The organism is Serratia sp. BNK-12, assembly GCF_047456085.1.
GTDB lineage: Bacteria > Pseudomonadota > Gammaproteobacteria > Enterobacterales > Enterobacteriaceae > Serratia > Serratia liquefaciens.
The window spans coordinates 2503327-2527164 of sequence record NZ_CP179896.1; the positions used below are offsets into that span (position 1 = coordinate 2503327).

The following is a 23838-nucleotide window of genomic DNA, read 5'->3' on the forward strand; positions in this document are numbered from 1 at the left end:
AAACGGCGCTTTCTATATATTGAGAATAAACGTTCTCAATAGGATAGATAGTCGATGCAAAGGAAAAAGGTTTTACTTGTCAGCCTGTCGTTATTGCTGGCCGCTTGTGATGGCCAGAGCGGTGGAGCACCCGCCGGCGCCGGTAGCGTGCAAGAAGTGGGTGTCGCGACGCTGCAGGCTCAACCGGTAACGCTGAGCAGCGATTTGACCGGCCGCGTGAACGCCACCATGACCTCGGACGTTCGTCCTCAGGTGGACGGCATTATCAAAAAACGCCTGTTTACCGAAGGTGCCGAGGTCAAGGCCGGGCAGGTGCTGTATCAGATCGACCCCGCAACCTATCAGGCCAGCTACGATCAGGCTGCCGCTCAGTTGAAAAGCGCTGAGGCCACCGTGAAGTCCAGCCGCCTGAAGGCGCAGCGTTACGCCGCGCTGGTAAAAGAGAATGGCGTTTCCAAACAGGATGCGGATGATGCCATGGCGACCTATCTGGAGGCGGTTGCCGCCGTCGCACAGTATCAGGCCTCTTTGGAGTCGGCCAAAATCAATCTCGCGTACACGCAGGTGCGCGCGCCTATCTCCGGCCGTATCGGCATTTCCTCTGTGACACCGGGTGCTTTGGTGACCGCCAGTCAGACCGACGCCCTGGCGACCATTCGCGCGCTCGATCCGATTTATGTCGATCTCACTCAGTCCAGCAGTCAATTGCTCAAACTGCGTAAACAGCAGGCATCGCTGCAACGTGACGATGTCACGCCGGTAGCCATCAAACTCGAGGACGGCACGCCATATACCCACCCCGGTAAACTGGAGCTGACGGAAGTGGCGGTAGACGAGTCGACCGGCTCCGTCACCTTGCGTGCGGTGTTCCCTAATCCTGAGCACGAATTGCTGCCCGGCATGTATGTTCACGCCACGGTAGACAACGGCGTCAACCCCAAGGGGATTTTGGCGCCTCAGCAGGGGATCACCCGTAACGCCAAGGGCGAAGCCACGGCGCTGGTTGTTAACGCGCAAAACAAAGTGGAGCAACGCACGATCATTACCGAACAGGTTATCGGCAGCAACTGGCTGGTCAGCAAGGGCCTGAATGCCGGTGACCGTCTGATCGTTGAAGGCACCAATAAGGTGGCTGCGGGCGTTGAGGTCAAAGCGGTTGATGTGAAACAACCGACGGCTAACGGCGGGGAGCAGTAACCATGGCGCAGTTCTTTATTCGGCGACCGGTTTTCGCCTGGGTGATTGCGATCATCATCATGCTGTGTGGGCTGATGTCGATCAACTCGCTGCCCATTTCGCAATATCCGGACGTCTCCCCACCGCAGATTTCCATCTCCGCCACCTATCCGGGTGCCGATGCCGAGACGCTGGAAAATAGCGTTACTCAGGTCATAGAACAGCAGCTTACCGGGCTGGACGGGCTGCTTTACTTTTCAGCCACCAGCAGCTCCGACGGTTCTGTGAGCATTAATGTCACCTTCGACCAGGGCACCGATCCGGATATCGCGCAGGTGCAGGTGCAAAACAAGGTGCAGCAGGCGGAAAGCCGCTTGCCTACCGAGGTCACCGCGCAAGGGGTTACGGTCAAAAAATCTCAGAGCAGCTTCTTGCTGATCGTCGGTCTGTATGACGAAACCGACAAGGCCAGCATGGCGGACATTTCCGACTATCTGGTGAGCAACATTCAGGATCCGCTGTCGCGCATCGAAGGGGTTGGCGATGTGCAGGTATTCGGATCGGAATACGCCATGCGCATCTGGCTTGACCCGACCAAGCTGGCGTCCTTTTCACTGATGCCTTCCGACGTATCAACGGCGATAGAAGCGCAAAATACCCAGGTTTCCGCCGGTAAGGTCGGCGATTTACCGTCCGGTGCCGATCAGCAACTGACCGCCACGGTAAAAGCGCAGTCGCGCCTGCAAACGCCGGAGCAGTTCCGCAACATCATTCTCAAGAGTGACAGCAGCGGCGCACTGGTGCGCCTGGGCGACGTTGCGCGGGTAGAGTTGGGCAACGAGGATTACTCTTCCAGCGCCCGGTTGAATGGCCATCCAGCCTCCGGGATTGCGGTCAAGCTGGCCGCCGGTGCCAATGCGCTCAACACCGCCAAGCTGGTCAAAGCCAAAGTGGCGGAATATCAGACTTCAATGCCGAACGGTTACAAGGTGGCCTACCCGAAAGACAGCACCGATTTTATTAATATCTCGATCGAAGAGGTGGTGAAAACGCTGATAGAGGCGGTGGTGTTGGTAGTGATCGTGATGTTTGTGTTCCTGCAAAACCTGCGTACTACGCTGATCCCGACCATTACCGTGCCGGTGGTACTGTTGGGCACCTTTGGCGTACTTGCCGCCTTCGGCTATTCGATCAATACCCTGACGCTGTTTGGCATGGTGCTGGCGATCGGTCTATTGGTGGATGATGCCATTGTGGTGGTGGAAAACGTCGAGCGCGTGATGCGGGAAGAGAAGCTGCCGCCGCGTGAGGCGACGGAAAAATCGATGAAGGAGATCACCGGGGCTCTGGTCGGTATCGCCATGGTGCTGTCGGCGGTGTTCCTGCCGATGGCGTTCTTTGGCGGCTCCACCGGGGTTATCTACCGTCAGTTCTCCGTTACCATCGTGGCGTCGATGGTGCTGTCGGTGATCCTGGCGCTGACGCTGGCACCGGCATTGTGTGCCACTTTGCTCAAACCAGCTCATGACGATCTGACCGATAAGGGCCTGCTGGGTAAATTTAACCGTGGCTATAACCGCCTGCAGGAGAAATACGCCGATAAGGTCGCCCGGGTGATACACAGCCCAATGCGCTATCTGCTGCTGTATGGTCTGTTATTGATCGCCGCCGCCGTGATGTATATGCGGCTGCCGACCGGCTTCTTGCCCAATGAAGATCAGGGCGTGGTGATGGTGCAATACACCTTGCCTGCCGGCGCGACCGATGCCAGGACATCGGCGGTCAGCGACGCGGTAAAAGATTACTTCCTCACCGACGAGAAGGCCAACGTCAGCACCATTTTCACCATCAACGGTTTTGGTTTCAGCGGCAGCGGGCAAAACGCCGGTATGGCCTTCGTCAGTCTCAAGGACTGGAGCCAGCGGCCTGGCAGTGCCAACACCGCCGATGCCATTGCCAAACGCGCAATGGCGCACTTTGCCACTATTCGCGATGCCCAGGTGTTCTCGATGAGCCCACCGGCGATCGACGGTTTCGGCCAGTCCGACGGTTTCACCTTCGAACTGCAGGCTAAAGGGGCGACCACCCGTGCGGAGTTGCAAGTGATGCGTGACCAGATCATCGCCGCCGCCGGGAAAAACCCGAGTCTGAGCGCGGTGCGCGCCAACACCCTGCCGGATACGCCACAGCTGCAGGTAGACATCGACAACGACAAACTGCAGGCGCTGGGCCTGAGCGCCGGCGACGTCAGCAGTACGCTCACCAGCGCGTTCGGCAGCACCTACATCAACGACTTTATCGACCGTAACCGGGTGAAAAAGGTCTATATGCAGGGTGACGTCGAGTATCGGTCAAAGCCGGAGGATCTCGATAAGTGGTTTGTTCGCGGCACCTCCAGCAGCACGACCAGCATGACGCCGTTCTCTGCCTTTGCCTCTTCACATTGGATTTACGGGCCGGAAAACCTGTCGCGTTATAACGGACTGTCCTCGTTTGAAATCACCGGCGAGGGCGCGCCCGGTACCAGTTCAGGCACGGCAATGGACGAGATGGAAAAACTGGCATCACAGTTCTCTTCCGCCAGCAGCTTCTCCTGGAGCGGGTTGTCATATCAGGAACGCCTGACCAGCGGACAGGCGGCATCGTTGTATGCCATTTCGTTGGTGGTGGTGTTCCTGTGCCTGGCGGCGCTGTATGAGAGCTGGTCAATCCCGTTTGCCGTGATGATGGTGGTGCCGATGGGCGTGGTGGGATCCCTGTTGGCCATCACGCTGCGCGGGCTGGAAAACGACATTTATTTCCAGGTGGCGCTATTAACCATCATCGGCCTGTCGGCCAAGAACGCCATTCTGATCGTTGAATTCGCCGAAGAAAATTACCAGCGCGGCGAAGCCTTGATCGCCGCCGCCGTTGAGGCTTCCCGTATGCGCCTGCGTCCTATTCTGATGACCTCTCTGGCATTCAGCGCCGGCGTATTGCCCTTGGCGGTTTCCAGCGGCGCCGGGGCCAACAGCCGGATCGCCATAGGTACCGGGATCATCGGCGGCACCATTACGGCGACATTACTGGCAATCTTCTTCGTTCCTTTGTTCTACGTATTGGTACGCCGGATGTTTTCACGCAAAACAACCTCCGCCAAACAAACAGAAAACACTGCGCCGCAGGCAGGAGAATAACGTGCTGCAACGTTTAATCACTTTGACCTTTCCGCTGGTGCTGGCGGGGTGTATCTCGCTGGATCCGGATTATCAACGCCCGCAGGCGCCGGTGCCCTCAACGCTGCCGCAAGGGGCCGCTTATACTGCGCCCTCGGGTAAATTGTCATTAAGCTATCCGGACATCCCATGGCGTGACTATGTGGTCGATAGCCGGTTACGGCAGGTGGTGGAGATGGGGCTGAGCAGCAGTCGCGATTTACGCGAGGCCATTGCCAACATCGAATCTGCCCGGGCGCTCTACGGTGAGCAACGTGCCGATCTGTTTCCTACCATCAATGCCGGAGTGGACGGCAGTCGTGGCCGGGCATTGACCGGTAGTGGCAATGCCACGGCGATCAGCCAAAGTTACGAAGCGACGGCAAGCACCAGTTCTTTCGAGCTGGATCTGTTTGGCAAAAATCGCAGCCTGACTCGCGCTAAATTCGAGAGCTATTTGGCGGAGTCCGAAGCGGCGAAAAGTACCCGTTTGGCACTGATTGCCGACACCGTGACCGACTGGGTAAATGTGGCGGCCGCACGCAGCAATCTGGCCGCCGCCAAAGGCACCATGGAAAGTGCCAAACAGTCGTTGGCGGTAACGCGCAAGAATCAGCAAAACGGTATTTTGTCGATGGTTGACGTGGCGTCGGCCGAGACGGTCTATCAGCAGGCGCGTTCAGACGTGGCCAGCTACACCACCAGCGCGGCGCAGGCGAAAAACGCGCTGGATCTGGTGGTCGGGCAAAGCGTGCCGGAGAGCCTGTTGCCTGATGGGATCGAAGCGTTGTCTGGCATCATGAAAGATATACCGGCCAATGTGTCGTCGCAGGTGCTGCTGAACCGTCCGGACGTGCTGGAGGCCGAGCATAACCTGAAGGCTGCCAATGCCAATATCGGTTCCGCCAGAGCGGCGTTCTTCCCGTCTATCAGCCTGACCGCCAGCGGCGGGGTGGGCAGTGGAGAACTGTCATCCCTGTTTAGTCAGGGGGCGGGCGTTTGGTCGTTCGCACCGAGCATCAGCCTGCCGATCTTTACCGGTGGCTATAATACGGCGCAGTTGAATTACACCAAGGCGCAGAAAGACCTCTACGTCGCCACCTATGAAAAAGCGGTGCAGACGGCATTCCAGGAAACGGCCGATGCGTTGGCACGCAGGGGCACAATTCAGGAACAGTTAGCGGCGCAAACCGGCTATGTGGCGGCCTCGCAGGAATATTATCGCCTGGCGGAGCTGCGCTACCGCCATGGCGTGGATACCTATCTGGTGATGTTGGACGCGCAGCGAACGCTATATACCGCCCAGCAGTCGCTGATTGCTGCTCGCCAAACCGAATATCAAAACCTGATTACTCTGTATAAAGTGCTGGGTGGGGGCATCGCGGCAGAAAAGCAGGGCGATGGCGTGGTTGCCAACAATAGATCTTTAACCCAATAAGATTTAGCCCAGGCAATAATTAAATAACGCAGTGTGATGATAGCGCGCTGCGTTTTTTTATATTCATTCTGTGGTGGAAGTGTAAAGAAAGGGAAAATGACCAGACGATGGAGAACTCGCCACAATCAGCAGGGTCTGAATAATATCGCATCATCCCCGCGGCCAAATATATTGAGGTTGAAATGGAAAGTGATATTCAGCAACAGGTCATTTCAGTGATTGATCGCTATAATTCGCCCAGCCTGCTTAAAAAGGGGGTTGCCGTTACTCTCAATACGGAAATAAACAAAGAGCTGCACCTCTCCTTGCCAATGTCGGAAACGCTGATGCGTGGCTATTTCGACGCCTTTCTCATCGACAGCAGCAATTACAATCATGAGCTGTATTTTCGTCAGGAGTCAAAGTCGGCGTTATTGTTCTCCTCATCAAATCGTCGCGCGAATCACTGGGATCTTGAAATGGAAAGGATCCGGCCATTGTATGTTTATATGCTGGTGCGATCCGCACGGGCCAAACGCTGGCTTTACGACATCCACTTTCTGATTGAACAATTAAAATGATATCGCGATATTCCCAATATTGGATGAGTTAACTCATCGCGCCGAATGCAGTTTCAGGCCCGCAAAGAAATTGTGGGCCTTTTAACGGAGTTATTGTGCCAGTAACTCGGCAAATTTCGCCAGCCATTGCGGATGCGCCGGCCAGGCTGGGGCGGTCACCAGATTGCCGTCAACATGGGCCTGATCGATACCGATATCCGCAAAGTGGCCACCGGCCAGCTGCACTTCCGGGGCGCAGGCCGGATAGGCGCTGCAGGTTCTGCCTTTCAACACCCCGGCGGCGGCCAACAGCTGCGGGCCGTGACACACCGCGGCGATGGGTTTGCGTGCGGCGTCAAAAGCCTGTACCAGCTTGATCACCTGCGGGTTCAGGCGCAGATACTCGGGCGCTCTGCCGCCGGGGATCAACAGCGCGTCGTAGTCTTCTTCTTTTGCCGCGGCAAAGTCGGCATTCAGGGTGAAACGGTGGCCAGGTTTTTCACTGTAGGTCTGCGCGCCGTCGAAATCATGGATTGCCGTCATGATGTAATCACTCTTGGCCTTGTCCGGGCAGACGGCATCCACCTGATGACCAATCATCTGCAATGCCTGAAAGGGCACCATGGTTTCATAATCTTCAGCGTAATCACCAACCAGCATCAGGATCTTTTTCTTGCTCATACGGGGATCTCCGGGAGGAATAATCCCTAACATATAGCCTACCGGTGTGTGGAACGCGAACCTGCTTCTGGCGTAGGTGCATCTATACTGATTTTACCGCCGGAGGCGGTTCAGGGAGATCAACCTCAATGAGGTGGCGCAGTATCTCAATTATCGACTCACCGGGCTTCCCGGTTTCTGCTCATGAGACCCCCATATGCTTAATTTGGCCACATTGCTTGAAGAGAGTGCGCGTACTTTTCCCGATCGTCTGGCGCTGGTTCAGGACGAATTCCAGCTTAGCTATGGCGAACTCGATCAGCTCGCCAATCAGGTTGCCCATCTGCTGAGGGTTCGGGGCGTGAAACCGGGGGAGCGGGTGGCGTTGGCCTGCCCAAACCGTTGGGAGTTTCCGGCGATTTACTTCGGCATTCTCAAAGCGGGTGCGGTGGTGGTGCCGTTAAATACCTTGCTGAAGGCGGGGGAGTTTGAATACTACCTGCAGGATTCGCAGGCGGTGGCCTTCTTTTGTTTTGAAGGGGGCCATGGATTAACCTTGGGGGAAGAGGCAAAAATCGCGTTCGATGCCACGCAATCGTGCCGAGACTTTATTATTATCGGTGACAGCCTGCCGCTGAGCGGTGACCGCTTCAGCCAGGCCATTCGCCAGCAACCTACCGATTTTGACAGCGCCAGTACCCTGGAGTCCGACACCGCAGTGATCCTCTACACCAGCGGAACCACCGGCCGTGCCAAAGGGGCGGAGTTGACCCATTCCAACCTGGTGTTGAATGCGCTGGGTTCGGTGCAGTTATTCAATAGCTCGGTTGAACGCCCCGATCGCCATTTGGTAACGCTGCCGCTGTTCCATACTTTCGGCTCAACCGTCCAGATGAATGCCGGCTTCGCCTTGGGAGCAACGCTGGTGCTGGTGCCCCGTTTTGATGCAAAGCTGGCTATCTCGCTGATGCAAAAGCACGCCATCACTTTTTTCGCCGGCGTACCTACCATGTATTGGGCACTGCTGAACGCGCTGGACGACAGCGTAGATCTGGCGCTGTTGCGCAAAAATTTACGCATGGCGGTCTCCGGCGGGGCCAGTTTGCCGGTGCAAATCATTGAAGATTTTGCCCGTCGTTTCGGCGTTAACATTCTGGAGGGGTACGGGCTGTCGGAAACCAGTCCGGTCGCTACCTTCAATCACCCAGGACGCGTCAACAAAGTGGGGTCTATCGGCCAACCGATCTGGGGCGTTGAAGTCCGGTTGGTTGATGTTACCGGCAAAACGATAACGGAGATCGATCAGGTCGGTGAGTTAGCGGTGCGCGGTCACAACGTGATGAAAGGTTATCTTAATCGCCCGGAGGCCACGGCCGAGGTTCTGGAAAACGGCTGGTTTAGAACCGGCGATCTGGCACGGTGCGACGCCGACGGTTTTTATTTTATTGTCGACAGGTCGAAAGACGTAATTATCCGGGGCGGCTTTAACGTTTATCCGCGAGAAGTGGAGGAACTGATGATTCGCCACCCGGCGGTATCGTTGGTGGCGGTGATCGGGGTGCCGCATCCATCGCTGGGAGAGGAAATTAAAGCGGTGGTGGTGTTGAAAGATCTGGACGAGGCGGTAACGGAAGAAGCCTTGATTACCTGGACCAAAGAGCGACTGGCGGCGTTTAAATACCCGCGTATCGTGGAGTTTGTCGAGCGGTTACCGATGACCAGCACCGGAAAGGTGTTGAAAAGGTTGCTGCGTTAGAAGGGGATATTTTGAAATGATCCCGGCCTGCAGTGCAAGCCGGGATGGATAACGCATTAACCTGGGTAAATGCCACGCTCTTTACGTGCGGTCAGGATACGCTCACAGGCGACGATATAGGCCGCGGTGCGCAGGCTGCATTTCTTCTCTTCGGACTTGTTCCAAACGTGAACCATAGCGTCGGTCATGATCTTGTCCATACGCTCGTTGATTTCGCTTTCGCTCCAGAAGTAGCTGGCCATGTCCTGCACCCACTCGAAGTAACTGACGGTCACGCCGCCGGCGTTACAGATAACGTCAGGCACTACGGTGATGTTGCGTGAACGCAGAACGTCGTCCGCATCTGGGTAGGTTGGGCCGTTAGCCCCTTCCAGTACCAGCTTGGCGCTGAGGATTTCTGCACGTTGACGGGTGATCTGACCTTCCAGGGCGGCTGGGATCAGGATGTCCATGTCGACGGACCAGAAAGCTTCGCTTTCGATTTCTTTAGCGCCAGGGAAGCCAGCGATCTGCTTGTTCTTGGCTTGCCATTCGGTCAATGCGTTCAGGTCGATGCCGTCTGGGTTGGACAGGGTCGCTGAGTGGTCCTGGATCACGACTACGCGTGCGCCGATGCCGACGAACAGACGAGCCGCTTCGCTGCCCACGTTACCAAAGCCCTGTACCGCCACTTTGGCACCTTCAAGCTGTACGCCCAAACGTTTGGCCACTTCACAACCGGTCACGAACACGCCACGGCCGGTCGCTTTTTCACGGCCCAGAGAGCCGCCCAGGTGGATAGGCTTACCGGTGACAACGCCGGTGATGGTAGTGCCGTGGTTCATGGAGTAGGTATCCATCATCCAGGCCATCACTTTGGAGTTGGTGCCGACGTCCGGTGCGGGAATATCTTTCTGTGGCCCGATGATAAAGCCGATTTCGCTGGTGTAGCGGCGGGTCAATCTTTCCAGCTCGCCTTCAGACAGTTTGAAAGGATCGACGCGGATCCCCCCCTTGGCGCCACCGTAAGGCAGGTTAACTGCCGCACATTTGATGGTCATCCAGGCTGACAGCGCCATAACCTCATCGAGATCAACATCTGGGTGGTAACGGATGCCGCCTTTACCCGGGCCGCGCGACAGGTTGTGCTGAACGCGGAAACCTTCGAAGTGGCGGATTGAACCGTCGTCCATCTGCAGAGGAATATCAACGATCAGCGCACGCTTAGGGTGACGCAGGGTATCAACCCAACGCGACAGCTCACCGAGATAAGGTGCAACGCGGTCGATTTGTTGCAGATAGGTGGCCCAGGCCGTTGTGCTGCTTTCTGAAGCGTAGGATAGCTTTTCCATAACCAACCTTTTTATATATAGGTATTTATTTTGTTTAACCGTGGATTACTAAGTGCATAACACTTTTGCGACGCTAAATTTACCATTAAAAACGCGGCTTGTTAGCCCCCACTCATCGGGCCACAGGCCGCTTTCAAGCCGGTTTGACGGCGTAAAAATGAATAGTTAATTACTTTTGTACGGTGGTTGCGGGAGCTACTCATGGTTTATGCATAAAAAATGCATAAAACCCGTTTTTATCTATTTTTCAGAAGCTTGAATGTGATCAAAAAGTTTCATTTTATTTAAGTGTCGTGTTGACAATGCCGTTTCCTGACGCCAGAGTTAAATTCATGTTAAATCGACGTTGTCAGCGTTTTATTCTTGAACAAAAATAATCATAACCGACTGATAATAAATGAATCACCCTCCACGCTCATGCTTCGCATGCTAAATGTGGGCTAGCGCGCAGCTCGAACAGCCGTTTTCTGATGCGTACATTTTTTAACTTCCCTTTAACAAAGGGACGGTATCGTTTTGCCTGAATTTTTTTGCCGGTACAACGCGCAATGCGTTTCACTCCTGCAGCAGCGGCTGTCCGCTGCTTAATCGCCTTAATGACGGACAGGTAACACCATGACAAAAAGTAAGCAACATCGGTTGAAGGCTTCTTCAACCGAGGGGCCTGACTGCGCCCAAACATTGCAACGCGGACTCAGCGAGCGCCATATTCAACTGATTTCCATCGGCGGCGCCATTGGGACTGGCTTATTTATGGGATCGGGTAAAACCATCGCGCTTTCCGGCACCTCTATTGTGTTGACCTATGTGATTGTCGGCTTCTTTATGTTTATGGTGATGCGAGCGATGGGGGAGCTGTTGCTGACCAAGCTCGACTACCGCTCGTTTGCCGATTTCGTTTCCGAATACCTGGGGCCGAAAGCCAGCTTCTTTCTGGGGTGGTCCTATTGGCTGAGCTGGGTGGTGACGTGCATTGCCGACGTGGTGGTCTGCGGCGGCTACATACAGTACTGGTACCCCGAGGTTTCGCCCTGGCTACCGGCTTTACTGACCTTAGGGCTGTTGTGCCTGTTCAATATGCTGTCGGTGAAGATGTTTGGCGAAGCGGAGTTTTGGTTTGCCATCATCAAGGTGATCGCCATTATCGCGTTGATCGTCACCGGGGCCTGGATGGTGTTTATTGGCTGGACTTCGCCGGACGGGGTTAAAGCCTCGGTGAACAACATCACCGATCCTGCTATTTTCATGCCGCACGGCATTCTTGGTTTCTTTGCCGGCTTCCAGATCGCCATCTTTTCCTGCACCGGTATTGAGCTGTTGGGCACCATGTCGGCTGAAACCAAAGATCCACACAAGGTACTGCCGAAGGCGATTAACGTTATCCCGGTGCGGATCATCATCTTTTATGTGTTCTCCATGCTGGCGATCATCGCCGTAACCTCATGGAGCCATATTTCACCGGACAGCAGCCCGTTTGTGATGCTGTTCGATCAGGCGGGGTTACCTGCTGCCGCTGCGGTCATCAACTTTGTGGCGCTGACTTCGGCGATGTCCTCAGCCAACAGTGGCGTCTATTCCAGTACCCGCATGCTGTATGGCTTGTCGATGGAGAAGCATGCCCATGGGCAGTTCAAGATACTTTCGCGCACTACCGCCATTCCGATCCGCAGCCTGATGTTCTCGTGCTTTTGCATGGTAGTGGGGACGACGTTGCTGATCCTGATGCCGAACGTCATGACGCTATTTACTATCGTGTCTACCGTGGCGGCGATACTGGTGGTTTACAGCTGGGGCATGATCCTGGCGGCCTATCTGGTTTACCGCAAACAGCGGCCCGACCTGCATGCACGTTCGCTGTTCAAAATGCCGGGTGGGGTGATAATGACCTGGCTGACATTGGCGTTCTTTGCCTTCACGCTGGTGCTGATGATCTTTGATCGCGATACCCTGATAGCGTTGTGCAGCATGCCGCTGTGGTTTATCACCCTGGCGATCGTTTGGCGCTTTAGAATCAAAGACAGCGTAGCTCAGGAAGGCTATGTGTTTTACCAAAGCCGGCGCGAGGCGGAATAAGCCAGTCTCGGGAGGGCGGTAAGCCGTTCTCCTGCTCGGCATTGCGGGGCAACTGAGGTATGCTAAGCGGCTGACCCAATGATGAAAACTGGCCAATATCATCATGCCTTATCGCTATGGAGTAACAGCAGAGTGCTGAAAACCACGTCCCAATTAGAATTACTGCAGTCGGTTGCCGACGGCATTGCAGCGCTGTTTTTTCCCAATGTGGAAGTGGTGATACACGATCTCTCTACCAATAAGGTGGCGTACCTCGCCAATAATCTGTCGAAACGCAAACCGGGTGACGATGCCGGTTTGGAGGATTTTGACATCGACAGCGAAGGTCAGGTGACCGGGCCGTACGAGAAGCTCAACTGGGACGGCAAGAAAATGCGTTCGGTGAGCATTGCCGCGAAAGACGAACAGGGCGTTCCCCGCTACCTGCTGTGCATTAATTTGAGCACCGCGACATTTGAAGACGCCAGAAATGCGCTGGATATGTTCCTGTCGGTCACCCGTTTGCAGCCTCAGCCACAGCAGTTATTCAAAGACGACTGGCAGGAGAAGATCAATACCTTCCTGCACGAGTGGATCCGCCAGCAAAACGCTTCATTGGGTTCATTGAGCCGTGAACAGAAAAAGCAGTTGGTGATTGACCTGTATAACGAAGGGGCGTTTAAAGCCAAAAGCGCCGCCGACTATATCGCCAACGTGTTATCCCTCGGCCGCGCCACGGTTTACAAGTACCTGAAAGAGTTAAAAAAGGGCGAGAGCGCCTAAAAAACCTGAGCGTGCCTGTTGACGGGCCGCTGTCTTGTAAGACTCATGCCCCTTTGCACTGCTGAATAACTCTGATATGGTTGCACAATACAACCATATCAGAGTGCCGATCATGTCAACCACCCAACCAAGTTCGTATTTACACCCGATCAGGGATGCGTCGCGCCATTTGGTGCGTGAGCTAGGCTTTATGGGCAATACCCTGGCAGGCACCGAACTGCCGCCATCGGCGGTGCATGCGTTGATTGAAATAGGCGATCGCCAGGTTGATACCGCCGCCGAGCTTTGCAACGTACTTAACCTGGAGAAATCCAGCGTCAGCCGCATGTTGAACAAGCTGATCAAAGCCGGGGAGCTGGAAACGCAGGCCAGCCCGCGAGATGCCAGAGAGAAGATCCTGCGGCTGACGGCGCAAGGACGAGAAACCCTGGCGGGCATCAATCGTTTTGCCGATCGTCAAGTGCTTACCGCGCTGGAGCAGTTACCGGCAGACGCCAGCGTCAGCATCGCCAATGGACTGCAGAGCTATGCCACAGCGTTGCGAGCACATCGCCTGGGAGAAACGCCGGTTGCTGCAGCGCCCATCGAGATTGTCAGCGGCTATCTGCCGGGGTTCACCGCCAGAACGCTGGAAATGCACATGCAATACTATTCCCGCACCGTGGGTTTCGGCGCCTTCTTCGAAGCTACGGTGGGCGCGGCATTGGCCGATCTGGCCGGGCGTTTGTCGAATCCATTAAACCAGACCTGGTCCGCGCTGAAGGGCGATCGCATTGTCGGCTCTGTATCGATTGATGGTGAAAGCTTGGGAGACAACCGTGCTCACTTGCGCGCATTTATTATCGATGACAGCCTGCGTGGCAGCGGTATTGGCCGCCAGTTGCTGATCCGGGCGGTCAGTTTTTGCGATGAGCATGCCTTTGACGAAACCCATCTGTGGACCTTCAAAGGGCTGGATGCGGCCCGGCATCTTTATGAAAGCGTCGGTTTCGTGCTTGCAGAAGAGCAGCCGGGCACACAGTGGGGGCAATTGATGACCGAACAGCTATTTATTCGCCGCCCAGTTGCCCCAAATTGACATACTGGGTCTCGAGATACTCCTCAAGCCCCACATCCGCGCCCTCACGGCCCAGGCCAGACTCTTTGACACCGCCAAAGGGCGCCACTTCAGTCGAGATAATGCCCTCATTGATGCCCACCATACCGCTTTCCAACTGGCGCGTGACACGGAATGCACGCGCCAGATCGCGAGTGTAGAGGTAGGCGGCCAATCCGAAAGGCGTGTCGTTAGCCCGGCGAATCACTTCCTCTTCGGTATGGAAACGGAAGCAGGCTGCCAGCGGCCCGAAAGTTTCTTCATGCGCCAACCGCATCTGTTCATTAGCGTCGGCCAATCCCGTGGGTTGGAAGAAGGTTCCATTAATTATTCAATATGCGCGCTAAAGCCCTTACGCCCGGGAGCAATATCGGGTTTCAGCGTCAATGCCGGGATCTCGTACTCGCCCGCATTCTGCCTACGGAAGGGAATAGGCGAGGTTTGCTCCAATTCATCGAGGCGTTGCCCCAGTGCGTTACAAGCCTCGGAAAAGCGCACTTCATCAACCCGGCCGGTACGATAAAGAACAAAGGGCGGCAGCACTTCGAAACCGGGATAATGCAGGATGCCATGTTGGATAGGGAACAGAATGTCATCGATCGGGCCATTGATGCCGCGTTGCGCATAGTGCGACTCCCATCCGCCGGTAGTGACAATCAGCATCGCGCGTTTACCGGCGAGGGTGCCTTCACCATAACGATCCCCCCAACGGACGTCAGAGTGCTCGCCGACGCCATAGGCAAATCCGTAGGCATAGACGCGTTCAACCCAGCCTTTAAGGATCGCCGGCATCGAAAACCACCACAGCGGGAACTGCAAGATCACCGTATCGGCCCACAGCAGCTTTTCCTGTTCCAGTTCAATATCTTTGCTCTGTAAACCCTGAGCAAAAGCCTGCTGGGAATCGAGCGACGGATTGAAACGATCACCGGATTGGGCCGTGCTGTCATTGGCGTCGAGCGTCGCTTTCCATTGCATGGCATACAGATCGGAAACTTGCACCGCATGGCCGGCAGCTTCGAGCCGCTGTACTGAAAAATCCTTGAGTGAACCATTTAATGACTGCGGTTCAGGGTGGGCGTAGACGATTAAAACATTCATTGTGGAACCTCCATTGATTGATGGAGGCAGGTTAGGCTGCTGCAAGGTATATTGGAAATGAATTTCTAATATTACAGGTATTAGCATGAATAATATCAGACGTCTGGATCTTAACCTGCTGGTCACGCTGGACGCCTTGCTTTCAGAGCACAACGTTACCCGGGCGGCACAACGTTTAAACTTCTCACAACCGGCGGTCAGTGTGCATCTCGCCAAACTCAGAGACATCTTTAACGATCCGCTGTTGTTGCCGGGGCCACGAGGAATGCGGCCCACCGCACGCGGCGACGAGTTACGTGAACCGCTGCGGCAGGCACTTGAAGCACTGGAACAAGCGGTGTCACCTTCATCGCCCTTTGATCCCAAAGTGGCTGAAAATACCTGGCGCGTAGCGGCTTTTGACTACGGCGAGTCAACCATTGTTCAGCCGGCGTTGATGGGCCTGCGGGCTGCGGCACCGAACAGCAGACTGGCAGTGATCGAGACAGTGCCTTCACGCATCGCCAGGCAGGCGGAGCAGGGTGAGATAGATTTGGCCTTTCATACCCGTGAAGGGGCTCCAGCCCATTTGCGACAACGAATTTTGTTTAGCGAACGCTACGTGCTGGTGGGACGAGCCGGACACCCAGGCTTGCAAAAACCACCTTCACTGGCTGAGTTTTGTGAGCTGGAACATGTGATGGTTTCGCCGGACGGCGGGGGCTTTTTCGGCATCACCGACAAAGTGTTGGCGGAAGCCGGTTTGACCCGGCGAGTGGTGCTTTCCGTACCGCATTTTCTGTTTGTGATGTCGGTGCTGGCAACCTCAGAGCTGGTGGCCATGCTGCCGTCACGTCTGGTACGCAATAATAGCGCGTTGCAGGTGGTGGAGCCGCCCGTCGAGCTGCCGGGCTTCGAGATGACCATGCTATGGCATGAGCGTGCCCATCGCGATCCGGCGCATCAATGGCTGCGAGAGCATATAGTCTCGTCGGTTGCATAAAGATATCTGCACGGTTTTAGGCATGTGGTCGGCTGTATTTCAGCAAATTGCCCGTGAATAACAAAATCAGCGCGCGGAGCAATAACAAACATGGGGCGGTGGCATGCATACACCGCCCCATAGCACCTGGTTAGAAGGTGACATTCACCTTGGCCCACAGGGTGCGGCCCGGTTCATTGACCGACGTATTCGACGAATAGCCGAAGGTACTGTTACCTGCCAGATTCAGGTGTTCGCTGTAGGTTTTATTGAGAATGTTATCCAGGCCGGTGCTGAGCTTGACGTGCGAGTTCACCTTGTAAGCTACATTGGCGGACAGCACGCCAAAACCCGGGCTGTCGGCAAAGTCTTTACCGACCACGTTGCCCTGATTGATGGCTACGCGGTGCTGGCTGCTGACCACACGCCACAGGCCGGTGCTGCTCCAGTCGCCTCGTTCGTAGGTTAAACCAAAGCGAGCCTCCAGCGGTGGGATTTGCGGCAACGGCTGGTTGTCGCTGGTGTTTTTCCCCCAGGCATAAGCCAGGCTGGCATCGGTCTTCCAGTGTTCGGTCAACTGGTAACCCATACCCATTTCACCGCCCATGATGGTGGCGTTAACGTTATCGGCCTGGCTGATACGGGCGTGATGCGGATCGTATTTGAACAAGATAAAGTCATTCACATGGCCAACATACGCCGATACCCAGCTGTTAAACCGCTTATCGGTATATTGAGCACCGATATCGATCTGCGTGGTTTTTTCACTCTTCACGCTGTCAAACGCACTCTTGTTGCCGCCAGGCCCAAATGTCGGGGAGAACAGCTCCCAATAGTCGGGGAAACGCTCGGTATAGCCGATCCCTGCGTACAGCATCAACGGCATGCCGGCCAATGTGTGCTCAATACGGCTAAAACCGCTCGGCAGCGTATCGGAACGCTCAGTGTCGTTGCCAGTTTTGTAGTTATCCACCAGGGTACGATCGAGGCGAGCACCGCTGATGATCTTGCTCTGTTCGGTCGCGCTCCAGGTCAGTTCACCAAAGGCACCGTAGTTATGGAACTGCGCATCCTCTTGCCAGGCGTTACCCCGTTTGTTGCGATGCGTGTTGGTTTGCGTATCCATACCGCTTTCCAACTTAAAATCTTGCCACAGCCAGGTACCCATCACTCGACCGCCGACGGTGCGGCGATCCAACTGCATGGTCATGCCGGCGTGCATAGGCATCCCCATGCCCATGTGTCCCATCGCCATGCCGCCTTGGCCGGGTGAACGCAGGGTGGTGTTATCCATAATATGGTTGGCGTAGTTGTAATACACCTGGGCTTCCAGCTTGTCGAACACCTCGCCAATATTGGATTTTTCTACCCGCATGCCCAGACTTTCGCGCTTGAACTGCGAACCATCCATGCTGCGCCCGGCATAGCGCGCTTCACCATTACCCCGGCCCATGGTCACTTCCAGCAGGGTATCGGTGTCCGGAGTCCAACCCAGTGCCAGATCGCCATTCCATTTGTCCCAGCGAGAGGGCACGCGATCGCCATTGCCGTCCTGATAATCATGAGAGCGTGATTTATTGCCCATCAGGCGCAGATAACCTTGTTCACTGCCCAGGCTGGCATCAATGTTTTCATCCCAACGGCCGTTGGAACCGGACAGCATGCTGGCGTTGCCTTTGACGCCTGGTTTATCAAAGTGCGGACGTTCTCGTTCAAAGCGCACCGTACCGGCAGAGGATCCTGCGCCCCAAAGCACCGTTTGCGGCCCCTTGGTAATCGTCAACAGGTCATAACTTTCTGGTGAAATATAGGAAGTCGGCGCGTCCATTCGTGAAGGACAGGCACCCAACATTTCGCCACCGTCGGTCAAAATTTTCAGCCTGGATCCAAACATGCCGCGAAACACCGGGTCGCCATTGGTGCCGCCATTCCGGATCTGTGAGAAACCCGGGATAGTTTTCAGATAATCCGAACCGTCGCTGGCAGGCACTGGCTGGCGAGGGGTTTTCGGTGAGGTCACTATCGTCATCGGCGAATAGAGCGGTGCGGTGACGGTGATCACGTCGCCATCATTGGCCTTTACCGCTACTTCATGCTGGTGCTGTTGTGCAGCATGAGCATTGAAGCCCGCCAGGACAAACAGCGGCATAGCCGCAGTAATATGCAGGGAGAGAGGGCGCTTCTTATAATTGTTGGTTTTTCCGAACATCATCGTTCCTTAATGTCAATTTTGACGCTAAAAATACTTTTACATCGCAACAGCCGGTTATTTAGGCGCAGTGAAACCCGGAGCATCATGCCGCCGTTAATAAGCTTTGGCCCGGTTTGGCGTGAGAATAATGCCAACAGGGTTGCGATGTTTATTGAGTGCAGTGGGGAATTCCGACAGGCGTAAATAACCCGCCCGGTTGAATAGTCTCAACAGGAATAATTTGGCTGCAGTCTATTTATTTTTAAATCAGCGGAAGCGATGCTGGTGGAGCGCGAGGTTGGGACTCGGAGTGGATCACATGGGCGAATAGCGGGAAGATATAATGCAGCGGAGGGGCGCGCGACAACAGCGAACCAGACCAGAATAGCGGTGAACTGGCCAAGTCTAACAAGGGGACATGGATCAGCAATACACAGTAACCGCAGGCGCTGTCATCCATCATCATCGCCATATTATGGCTTCCGGTCTGCATGGTCATCGTCATGCTTTGTGCGCCAGGCTCCGGCGGCGGATGATGGCCATGTGCAGACATATCCATGCCGCAGTCTGTCATTGCGACCGTTTCAGATTGCCCCACGCGCGCATGCTCCAGCGATCGAGAGATCACCGGGGCGATGAACAACATCAGGATCGCAAAAATCCCCAGACAGGCCGGGAGATGGCTTCGCGATGTGGCAGTCCGAATTAACGACACATATATCCTAAAACAGTGCAAAATTAACGGACGGAATTGTACTGTTTTATGCTGCAAATGTTAAAACATTTTCTACATGGTTGGGTTATTGATAAAAGAAATTGCCGTTTGGTTCACGTTATCAACCATTTTAACTGTTTGGATATATTGTGAGCGCGTGGAATTAATAATACTAACAGCAAGAGTGGTGATATATCCCGCTTGGCTGATTTTTTTGCCACAATCGCTGTTGCTCTTTTCAGCGGGATAATAAGGAATTCCAGGCGCTGGGTGAATTGATATTGGTCATTCCAACGGCAATTCACCTAGCGATTTTAACCAAACGATGAAGGCATCAATTTTTGGCCACTGGCGGTCGGAAAGCGTTGATACATAATAGTGCTGATCGCATTTCAGCTCCATTTTGGGCAATGGCGCAACCAACTCGCCGGTACTGAGTTGCTTGCGGATAAGTCGCTTACGGCCCATGGCAACGCCAACGTGGTTCACTGCCGCAGTGACGGCCAGATCGGAACGATCGAATCCTATTCCCGGCGAGGTATCCAGATTGACATCGAAATGTTGAGCCCAGCTGTGCCATTCATCCGTACCAGAATCATAGCTCCAGGCCTGACGATCGTGGAGCAGGGTGCAGTGTGAGAGGTTGCCGGGAAAATTGATCAGCTCAAATTGGGCTGCATATTCCGGGCTGCATACGGGAATAATTGCCTCATCCATCAGGTATTGGTAATGAAGCTGTGATGAGGGAGTCGCATCAAAATAAACGGCCAGATCAATGCCTGCCCGCTGGAAATTGACGTTTTCATTGCCAGTCAGAATAGTCAGGTTGATGGCGGGATAACGGCGAGAAAAATCGGCCAGGGCCGGCACGATCCAACACTGGGCGATCGACGGCCGGGAGTAAACCGTCAGGGAGCCTGACAGCGCCTGGTTCTTGATATCCAATATTTCCTGGTTCAGGGTACCCAATGATGTTTTTAACGCCCAAAAAACCCGTTCACCTTCAGCGGTGAGTTCAACTTTCCGATGAGAACGAATAAACAACTTTAAGCCGAGATTTGCTTCCAGTTGATTAATGGTATGGCTTACCGCACTGGGGCTCACCGACAGTTCATCCGCCGCCATGGCGAAAGACTCGTGTCGAGCCGCCACTTCAAATGTAAACAGCCGTGATAGCTGCCAGCCATTAAGCGATCGGTGCTGACCCGTTAGCAGATGGTTCCCCGACATATTTCCCCCTGAAAGTAAAAAAACTGTATTTTACGCATCAGTTTGGTGAGTAAAGTTGATGCATGTCGCTAAATTGCACCATTTCTTGGCGCAAGTCACTCGTTTGATTCTGTTTTGCTCATGTGAGGTGAGATTTATATCGTTTGTCACCGATCGTCGTTTTCCTGTCCAATAAAGACAATTCAATGACAGGGGATATGGGCCATGGATTCACACATTTGGGTTGCCGGCACGCTGATCGCCAGTATTGCACTCATCATTTTGACCATCGTAAAGTTCAAGTTTCATCCTTTTTTAGCGTTGTTGTTAGCGAGCTTTTTTGTCGGTGGCATGATGGGGATGGGCCCGATTGATATGGTCAATGCCATAGAAAATGGCATTGGCAGCACGCTAGGATTCCTGGCCGCGGTGATTGGGCTGGGCACCATTCTTGGCAAGATGATGGAGGTTTCCGGTGCGGCAGAACGCATTGGTATCGCGCTGCAGCGCTGCCGTTGGCTTTCCGTCGATGTCATTATGGTATTGGTAGGCTTGGTTTGCGGCATCACACTGTTTGTCGAAGTGGGCGTGGTGTTATTGATTCCATTGGCTTTTTCCATCGCCAGAAAAACCGGCACCTCGCTGCTTAAACTGGCCATACCGCTTTGTACTGCATTGATGGCTGTGCATTGCGTCGTTCCTCCACATCCTGCGGCGCTGTTTGTGACCAATAAGCTGGGTGCAGACGTAGGAACGGTGATTGTTTACGGACTTCTCGTCGGTTTAACGGCGTCTCTGGTCGGCGGGCCGTTGTTCTTGAAAATGCTGGGGAAACGCTTGCCGTTTAAGCCGGTACCGCCAGAATTTTCCAATCTGACCGTACGAGAAGAACATGAGCTGCCTTCGCTGCGGGCAACGTTGTTTACGGTGCTATTGCCGATTGTGCTGATGTTGGTGAAGACGGTAGCGGAGCTGAACCTGGCTAAAGAAGGGCGTCTGTTTGGCCTGATGGAGTTTATCGGCAACCCGATTATCGCCATGTTCATTGCCGTGTTTGTGGCCTATTACGTTCTGGGCATCCGCCGTCATATGGGGATGAGTACGCTGTTGGGCCACACGGAAACGGGTTTTGCTTCTATAGCCAATATCTTGTTGATCATCGGCGCGGGCGGGGCCTTCAACAGCATATTGAAGACCAGCGGCTTAGCGGACACCCTGGCGTTAATGCTTTCCAACCTGCATATGCATCCGATCTTGTTGGCATGGTTAGTCGCGCTTATTCTTCATGCGGCAGTGGGCTCCGCCACCGTTGCCATGATGGGAGCAACGGCCATTGTCGCACCAATGTTAGCGCTCTATCCTGACGTCAGCCCGGAGATCGTGACCATTGCCATAGGCTCTGGCGCTATCGGTTGCACCATAGTGACCGATTCATTGTTCTGGCTGGTGAAACAGTATTGCGGCGCAACGCTCAATGAAACGTTCAAGTACTACACCACGGCAACCTTTATCGCTTCGGTGCTGGCTTTAGGGATGACTTTTTTACTTTCATACATTATCTAAATCTAAGCCAATCCTTTTGCGGCAATCGTGAGCGAGTACTTTCCATGGCTTACGATTGCCATTGCCGCCTCACAGAGAGGGTAACTCTACGCTTCACCCGATAAGCAGGGCGAAGCGATCGAATTTTATGCAGTTTATTTTTGCGGACAGGGCGCACGTAACGAGATGGCTTAGGCCCGCTGCTGGCGCCATTGACGATAACGACGGGTGATGCGCTTGGTACGTAACTGGTTGATGATTAATGTAAACAGGGGGGAATAACGGCTGGCGCGAGTACGCCCTTCGCCCAGTGCGCGTAAGCGGCGAGTGACCAAAGCCATTCGTGCCAAGCCTGCCATGGTTTTATTTTCCCATGTTACCGGTTTTGGCAGTGCATAAGGTTCATTACCGGCTTTCCACTGGAGCGGCAGGTCAGGAACCTGTGCCATGGCTGTTGCTATACCCGCCACGGCGACACCGCTATCCAACACCTGCTGCGCCACGGACTTACGGGCGATACCTCCCGTTGTCATCACCGGCATGTGGGCGACGGCGGCAAGATCGCGGGCAAACTCCAAAAAATAGGCTTCGCGCGCCAATGTGCGTCCATCCGCGGCGTTACCCTGCATCGCTGGGCTTTCGTAGCTGCCTCCTGACAGTTCAATCAGGTCGATAGGCAATTCATTCAGCAACAAAATCACTTGTTGCGCATCTTCTTCAGAGAAGCCACCGCGCTGAAAATCAGCCGAGTTCAGCTTGATCGAAACGCAAAAGCTTGGCGAGACACGTTCACGCACGGCTCGCACGACCTCTAACAGTAAGCGAGCACGATTAGCCAGGCTGCCACCCCATTGATCGTGACGTCTATTGGTCAAGGGCGACAAAAACTGCGAGAGCAGATAGCCGTGTGCTGCGTGGATTTGTACGCCAGTAAATCCTGCCTGTTCGGCAGCATAAGCGGTGGTAGCAAAACGTTCGATCACCTCATCGATCTGCGCCTGGCTCATGGCCGTCGGTTGTGCGAATAACTTGCTGTGCTTACCCATTTCCACGGGAACGGCCGACGGCGCCCAGGCTTCGCCCCCCATACTTGCCATGACCTGGCGGCCAGGATGGTTAATCTGCATCCAAACTTGCGCACCGTTCTGGCGTGCGGATTTGGCCCAAGCCGTAAAGGGGGCAAGCGGGGTATTGGCCTCAAGAGCCACGCCACCGGGCCCCGTCATTGCACGACCGTCGATCATGACATTACCGGTAATGATCAGGCCAACACCACCTTGCGCCCAACTCTGGTATAAACGATACAATGCCGGGCCAGGCACTTGGCCGACGTCGGCCATATTTTCTTCCATCGCGGCTTTTGCCAGGCGGTTGGGAAGGACACTGCCGTTAGGCAGGGTAAGCGGGGTGAACATCATGGCGGATCCTTAATCAACAAGAGAACCCGTGTATACTAAGATTAAAGTTAACTTTAAGGTCAAGCGAAATGAAAATAGGGGAATTGGCAGAGCGTTCGGGTCTCGCCGCATCGGCCATACGTTACTATGAGCAACAGGGATTACTGCCTAAGGCATCGCGCAGCGCCAACGGATATCGTGTTTATAGCGAGACCTCGCTGGAGCGTTTGCATCTTATCCAGATCGGACAAAATCTGGGTTTTGCGCTGGATACGATCCGCGGCGTGCTGTCGCTGGAAGGAATGGCGTACCAGGACAGCCTTATGCAGAAGCTTGATGCGCGGCTTGAGGAGATTGATCGCATGATGGCGACGCTGAGTAAACAGCGGGAAACGCTGCAGGACACCAAGCGCAAGCTGAATGAATCGGGATTACAGGGCATATGCCCAGATAAAAGCAGTTTGGTTAAGGTGACAATGTCACGGTGAGTGAGGTGCGAGTTGATGTTTCTATCCCAGAATTGCTGTTTACGCAGTATGAGTTCAAACGCTGATCCTGTTTCATATTAGTGCACCGGCCATGGATGTCATTAGGCCACAATTTGCGATGTACGATCACCAAGATGAGAACTGCCATAATCCTGTGCTTGAAGAAGGTTATCTGTTCTGGAAAACATCGGCTTAAGGGAAATGCTTTA

Annotated in this window: 18 protein-coding genes and 1 pseudogene; 11 read left to right on the top strand and 8 right to left on the bottom strand. The window is 54.5% G+C overall.

Annotated elements, in window-relative coordinates:
* The first annotated feature begins 54 nt into the window (after positions 1–54).
* From ACMGG1_RS11505 to ACMGG1_RS11520, 4 genes are all read left to right on the top strand, one after another.
* Positions 55–1197: an efflux RND transporter periplasmic adaptor subunit gene (locus tag ACMGG1_RS11505; protein ID WP_414161408.1), complete on the top strand. Its 1143-nt coding sequence runs from the start codon at positions 55–57 to the stop codon at positions 1195–1197.
* A 2-nt stretch (positions 1198–1199) separates the two neighbouring features.
* Positions 1200–4352 (top strand): efflux RND transporter permease subunit, encoded by a 3153-nt coding sequence (locus ACMGG1_RS11510; RefSeq protein WP_259218705.1) that lies wholly within the window; start codon positions 1200–1202, stop codon positions 4350–4352.
* 1 nt (position 4353) lies between these two features.
* Positions 4354–5808: an efflux transporter outer membrane subunit gene (locus tag ACMGG1_RS11515; RefSeq protein WP_142815182.1), complete on the top strand. Its 1455-nt coding sequence runs from the start codon at positions 4354–4356 to the stop codon at positions 5806–5808.
* A 182-nt stretch (positions 5809–5990) separates the two neighbouring features.
* Entirely contained in the window at positions 5991–6368 is a 378-nt protein-coding gene (locus ACMGG1_RS11520; RefSeq protein ID WP_020826946.1) for a DUF1493 family protein, read from the top strand.
* A 90-nt stretch (positions 6369–6458) separates the two neighbouring features.
* Here ACMGG1_RS11520 and ACMGG1_RS11525 read toward each other — a convergent pair whose 3' ends face one another.
* Positions 6459–7028, bottom strand: a complete 570-nt coding sequence (locus tag ACMGG1_RS11525) for a DJ-1/PfpI family protein (RefSeq protein ID WP_414161409.1) — start codon at positions 7026–7028, stop codon at positions 6459–6461.
* A gap of 196 nt (positions 7029–7224) precedes the next feature.
* Between ACMGG1_RS11525 and ACMGG1_RS11530 the strand changes: the two genes are divergently transcribed.
* Positions 7225–8763 carry a long-chain-fatty-acid--CoA ligase gene (locus ACMGG1_RS11530; protein WP_414161410.1) on the top strand — a complete coding sequence of 513 codons (1539 nt, stop codon included), beginning with the start codon at positions 7225–7227 and terminating at the stop codon, positions 8761–8763.
* 56 nt (positions 8764–8819) lie between these two features.
* Here the strand turns inward: ACMGG1_RS11530 and ACMGG1_RS11535 are convergent, their stop codons facing one another.
* Positions 8820–10094 carry a Glu/Leu/Phe/Val family dehydrogenase gene (locus tag ACMGG1_RS11535; RefSeq protein WP_020826943.1) on the bottom strand — a complete coding sequence of 425 codons (1275 nt, stop codon included), beginning with the start codon at positions 10092–10094 and terminating at the stop codon, positions 8820–8822.
* 615 nt (positions 10095–10709) lie between these two features.
* Between ACMGG1_RS11535 and ACMGG1_RS11540 the strand changes: the two genes are divergently transcribed.
* The 3 genes from ACMGG1_RS11540 to ACMGG1_RS11550 all read left to right on the top strand — a co-directional run bounded on the left by ACMGG1_RS11540 (position 10710) and on the right by ACMGG1_RS11550 (position 14007).
* On the top strand, positions 10710–12167 hold the full coding sequence (locus tag ACMGG1_RS11540; RefSeq protein WP_414161411.1) for an amino acid permease: 1458 nt from the start codon (positions 10710–10712) through the stop codon (positions 12165–12167).
* 132 nt (positions 12168–12299) lie between these two features.
* Positions 12300–12929: a transcriptional regulator gene (locus ACMGG1_RS11545; RefSeq protein ID WP_020826941.1), complete on the top strand. Its 630-nt coding sequence runs from the start codon at positions 12300–12302 to the stop codon at positions 12927–12929.
* A gap of 112 nt (positions 12930–13041) precedes the next feature.
* Positions 13042–14007, top strand: coding sequence for a GNAT family N-acetyltransferase (locus ACMGG1_RS11550; RefSeq protein ID WP_414161412.1), 966 nt, complete (start codon positions 13042–13044; stop codon positions 14005–14007).
* Here ACMGG1_RS11550 and ACMGG1_RS11555 read toward each other — a convergent pair.
* Positions 13979–14353: pseudogene (locus ACMGG1_RS11555) on the bottom strand (aldehyde dehydrogenase family protein); the annotation flags it as partial. The gene ACMGG1_RS11550 and the pseudogene ACMGG1_RS11555 overlap by 29 nt on opposite strands.
* On the bottom strand, positions 14353–15126 hold the full coding sequence (locus ACMGG1_RS11560; RefSeq protein WP_414161413.1) for an NAD(P)H-dependent oxidoreductase: 774 nt from the start codon (positions 15124–15126) through the stop codon (positions 14353–14355). The gene ACMGG1_RS11560 and the pseudogene ACMGG1_RS11555, both read right to left, overlap by 1 nt.
* A gap of 85 nt (positions 15127–15211) precedes the next feature.
* Between ACMGG1_RS11560 and ACMGG1_RS11565 the strand changes: the two genes are divergently transcribed.
* Positions 15212–16108: a LysR family transcriptional regulator gene (locus ACMGG1_RS11565; RefSeq protein ID WP_259218712.1), complete on the top strand. Its 897-nt coding sequence runs from the start codon at positions 15212–15214 to the stop codon at positions 16106–16108.
* Positions 16109–16238: 130 nt separating this feature from the next.
* Here ACMGG1_RS11565 and ACMGG1_RS11570 read toward each other — a convergent pair whose 3' ends face one another.
* The 3 genes from ACMGG1_RS11570 to dsdC form a co-directional block, all read right to left on the bottom strand.
* On the bottom strand, positions 16239–18299 hold the full coding sequence (locus ACMGG1_RS11570; protein ID WP_414161414.1) for a TonB-dependent copper receptor: 2061 nt from the start codon (positions 18297–18299) through the stop codon (positions 16239–16241).
* Positions 18300–18540: 241 nt separating this feature from the next.
* Entirely contained in the window at positions 18541–18993 is a 453-nt protein-coding gene (locus tag ACMGG1_RS11575; protein WP_071888913.1) for a DUF2946 domain-containing protein, read from the bottom strand.
* A 285-nt stretch (positions 18994–19278) separates the two neighbouring features.
* On the bottom strand, positions 19279–20223 hold the full coding sequence (dsdC, locus tag ACMGG1_RS11580; RefSeq protein WP_217331265.1) for a DNA-binding transcriptional regulator DsdC: 945 nt from the start codon (positions 20221–20223) through the stop codon (positions 19279–19281).
* A 204-nt stretch (positions 20224–20427) separates the two neighbouring features.
* Between dsdC and dsdX the strand changes: the two genes are divergently transcribed.
* Positions 20428–21765 (top strand): D-serine transporter DsdX, encoded by a 1338-nt coding sequence (gene dsdX / locus ACMGG1_RS11585; protein WP_401422207.1) that lies wholly within the window; start codon positions 20428–20430, stop codon positions 21763–21765.
* Positions 21766–21935: 170 nt separating this feature from the next.
* Here dsdX and ACMGG1_RS11590 read toward each other — a convergent pair whose 3' ends face one another.
* Positions 21936–23162 carry an NADH:flavin oxidoreductase/NADH oxidase family protein gene (locus tag ACMGG1_RS11590; protein ID WP_414161415.1) on the bottom strand — a complete coding sequence of 409 codons (1227 nt, stop codon included), beginning with the start codon at positions 23160–23162 and terminating at the stop codon, positions 21936–21938.
* A 68-nt stretch (positions 23163–23230) separates the two neighbouring features.
* Here ACMGG1_RS11590 and ACMGG1_RS11595 point away from each other — a divergent pair, with 68 nt between their 5' ends.
* The gene (locus ACMGG1_RS11595) at positions 23231–23629 is read left to right on the top strand and encodes a MerR family transcriptional regulator (protein ID WP_122079367.1); all 399 of its coding nucleotides are present in this window, start codon (positions 23231–23233) and stop codon (positions 23627–23629) included.
* Positions 23630–23838: the final 209 nt, after the last annotated feature.

Bases quoted from the DNA above. Each gene is read 5' to 3' on its own strand.
- ACMGG1_RS11530 (WP_414161410.1), top strand. From the start codon at position 7,225: ATGCTTAATTTGGCCACATTGCTTGAAGAGAGTGCGCGTACTTTTCCC.
- dsdX (WP_401422207.1), top strand. From the start codon at position 20,428: ATGGATTCACACATTTGGGTTGCCGGCACGCTGATCGCCAGTATTGCA.
- ACMGG1_RS11510 (WP_259218705.1), top strand. From the start codon at position 1,200: ATGGCGCAGTTCTTTATTCGGCGACCGGTTTTCGCCTGGGTGATTGCG.
- ACMGG1_RS11565 (WP_259218712.1), top strand. From the start codon at position 15,212: ATGAATAATATCAGACGTCTGGATCTTAACCTGCTGGTCACGCTGGAC.
- ACMGG1_RS11590 (WP_414161415.1), bottom strand. From the start codon at position 23,162: ATGATGTTCACCCCGCTTACCCTGCCTAACGGCAGTGTCCTTCCCAAC.
- ACMGG1_RS11525 (WP_414161409.1), bottom strand. From the start codon at position 7,028: ATGAGCAAGAAAAAGATCCTGATGCTGGTTGGTGATTACGCTGAAGAT.
- ACMGG1_RS11595 (WP_122079367.1), top strand. From the start codon at position 23,231: ATGAAAATAGGGGAATTGGCAGAGCGTTCGGGTCTCGCCGCATCGGCC.
- ACMGG1_RS11535 (WP_020826943.1), bottom strand. From the start codon at position 10,094: ATGGAAAAGCTATCCTACGCTTCAGAAAGCAGCACAACGGCCTGGGCC.
- ACMGG1_RS11560 (WP_414161413.1), bottom strand. From the start codon at position 15,126: ATGAATGTTTTAATCGTCTACGCCCACCCTGAACCGCAGTCATTAAAT.
- ACMGG1_RS11520 (WP_020826946.1), top strand. From the start codon at position 5,991: ATGGAAAGTGATATTCAGCAACAGGTCATTTCAGTGATTGATCGCTAT.
- ACMGG1_RS11505 (WP_414161408.1), top strand. From the start codon at position 55: ATGCAAAGGAAAAAGGTTTTACTTGTCAGCCTGTCGTTATTGCTGGCC.
- ACMGG1_RS11540 (WP_414161411.1), top strand. From the start codon at position 10,710: ATGACAAAAAGTAAGCAACATCGGTTGAAGGCTTCTTCAACCGAGGGG.
- ACMGG1_RS11550 (WP_414161412.1), top strand. From the start codon at position 13,042: ATGTCAACCACCCAACCAAGTTCGTATTTACACCCGATCAGGGATGCG.
- ACMGG1_RS11570 (WP_414161414.1), bottom strand. From the start codon at position 18,299: ATGATGTTCGGAAAAACCAACAATTATAAGAAGCGCCCTCTCTCCCTG.
- dsdC (WP_217331265.1), bottom strand. From the start codon at position 20,223: ATGTCGGGGAACCATCTGCTAACGGGTCAGCACCGATCGCTTAATGGC.